At 63.0% G+C, this 2,494-nt stretch carries 1 protein-coding gene and 1 other RNA gene; one reads left to right on the forward strand and one right to left on the reverse strand.

All coding sequences use genetic code 11. The features are described from left to right. Window positions 1-140: 140 nt before the first annotated feature. Window positions 141-506: a transfer-messenger RNA gene (gene ssrA, locus G4D87_RS36655) on the forward strand. 429 nt (window positions 507-935) lie between these two features. On the opposite strand, the gene G4D87_RS36660 is transcribed toward ssrA, so the two are convergent. Beyond that, window positions 936-2,494 (reverse strand): UvrD-helicase domain-containing protein (locus G4D87_RS36660; protein WP_205507872.1); only part of this gene is annotated, 1,559 nt, incomplete at its 5' end.

Consider the following 2,494-nt stretch of genomic DNA (forward strand, 5'->3'; position numbering starts at 1 on the left):
GGGCTTGTGGGCCGAGTGTCCACGTCCGTGCGCCCAAGTGGGCCCGCGGCCATTCAGGAGGATTGACGCGCCCTCGGCAGCGGTTAATGTGAAGAAGACGGGGCGCGGTGAGTGGCCGCGTGACGTGCAGTGAACCTACCGGGGGCGACCTGGTTTCGACGGGGGCAATGAAGTTCGAGACGCGTGCCGAGCTTGTCTGGTAGCTCGTAAATCCAACCCGGCAAAGACACAAAAGCCAACGACAACGTTGAGCTCGCGCTGGCTGCCTAAAAACAGCTCTTAGTGCGCGGTCCCCCCGCTCTCGGCCTGTGGGGTTGGGATGGGCCGTCATAATGCAGGCTGGCTGCCAAGGGCGCCTGGACCCGAGGTGGCGAGACCTTTCCAGGACCGGCTCTGAGTATCCCGTCCGTGGGAGCCTCTGGGACGTAGCAAACCGCGGACTACGCACGTAGGGTCGAAGAACGGACGGCTTTCGGACGCGGGTTCGATTCCCGCCGCCTCCACTGAGTGAGAAGCCCAGCAGCCGAGAGGTTGCTGGGCTTTTTCTTTGGCCTCGTGGCCTCATGTGCCCTCAGTGTGCCCCTCCGGCGTCTCTGGTCGGTGCGGCGTGGAACTGGGCTCTCCTCCTCCGATCCCCGGCTCCGAACCCGCTTGAGGGCGATGACTGGACGCTCGCTGACAGGATTCACCGTGCTCTGCTCCACCTGAGCGCACGATGTGGTGCACCCTTGCAGGGCGTTCCAGAGCCATTCTCGCGGCCCCGAGCGCTTGGCGCATGTGCCCCGAATTTGCCCTTCGGCGTGTCACCGCAAGGGAGTTGGCGAAGCTAGATAGAACGCGACGGGAGGAAGTCCAGAGGGTAGGGGACTGCGGCCGGACTCTGGAGCCGCCCGTCAGGATGCATATCAGGGCAGGCGCACTGTGGAGGCTGGCAACTATCGGTTCCTGTGCCCCGCCTGTGAACGGATCGCAGCCTCGTTGACCACCCAGATCAACTCCTGCTTTGCGCGCGTAATCGCAACATATTCGATGTTGCATTCTTCCGTTCCGGACCGGCTGAACGTGTCCTTGAGGAGGAACACCCTCTCGCGCTCCAACCCCTTGGCCTTGTGAACGGAACTGCAAACAATGAAAGGCTGGGCGCCTTCGGCGGCATCGTCGAACAGGTTCTCGATGCGGGCCCCCAGCTCCTTCGTCGTGAGGAGGTCCTCGCACAGGGCCACGAGCATTCCGGCTTGGTCTGCGATGCGCTCAACGACCGGCTCTGGGTCTTTCGCCGTCAAGCGAGCGCGTTGCGACTCACGGGCTTCCCAGGCGGCGAGCTTGGAGAGGAAGGTCTCGATGGTCGTCCCACCGAGCTTCTTGACGATGGTCAGGAGGCTACGCCCGACGTCCTTCCCCTCCACCTTTGCCCGCTTGCCCTGCTTGAGGAGCTTGATGCACGTCGAGACGAGCGGCGCGTTCTTGCGGCTGAGGATGAAGCAGCCGGGGGTGGCCTCCTCCACTAGCTTCGATTCCGACATGTCGCGAACGATGCCCTCAGGGGCGGTGTCTGCGGCCCTGTAATCGGGCACAATCTGCTGGGCGAGGGCCACGACGTTCTTCGGGCAGCGGTAGGTCGTCGTAAGGGGAAACTCGACCGCGTTCAACTCGTTCTTGAGCCGGTCAAGGCTCCTCGAGTCGGCACCACGAAAACCGTAGATGGCCTGGCGGTCATCGCCCACCACCACCGTGCGTCCACCCTTGCGGACCAGCTTTTGGGCAAGCAGGAGCTGGGTCAGGTTCATGTCCTGCGCCTCATCGATCACCACGAGGTCGTACTTCGGGTGGACCATCTTCATCGCCACGGGGACGAAGATCATGTCATCGAAGTCCACGGTGCCGTCGCGCTGCGTGGCAAGCCGCATAGCCTCATGGGCACATTGGGCGATCTTTTCGGTGTCCCAACCGCGCTCGCTCCATTGCGCGTCGGGTTCGACGTCGAACTGAATCGCCAACTCGACCAAGTCGGCGACGGAGCCGAACGGTGCGATGTTTTTGCCATAGGCAGCAAGCTTCTGGATGAGCTTGACCATCATCGGGTCTGGGCGCTGGTCCACGGCTGCCCGGCGGGCGAGAGCCAGCCCCCGGTCCTTATCGAGCGCAGTATCCTTCCAGTACGTCTTCACCGCAGCGAAGCCGAGCCCATGCAGGGTCTTCGCTGTGGCGGCGGGGTTCTTCAGCTTCGTCACCAACTCGTCCGCAATGCGCTTATTGAACGCCGCAAGCACGATGGCCTTCTCGGGAGCGTGGCGGATGCCCTCCAGGATGGTGGTGGTCTTGCCTGTACCCGCCCTCGCGCGAACGACCGCGTTGCCATTTCCCCTGGCAAAGAAATCAAAGATGGCATTCTGCTGAACCGACCATCTTGTGCCCGTCGGAGTTCCCGAATGTGGTGCCTGCGGCGGCTGCTGCTTGCCCGATAGGGACTTAGGCATCGCTGGTGCTGTAACTG

The sequence above is a fragment of the Myxococcus vastator genome (genome assembly GCF_010894475.1).
In the GTDB taxonomy this organism is placed as follows: domain Bacteria; phylum Myxococcota; class Myxococcia; order Myxococcales; family Myxococcaceae; genus Myxococcus; species Myxococcus vastator.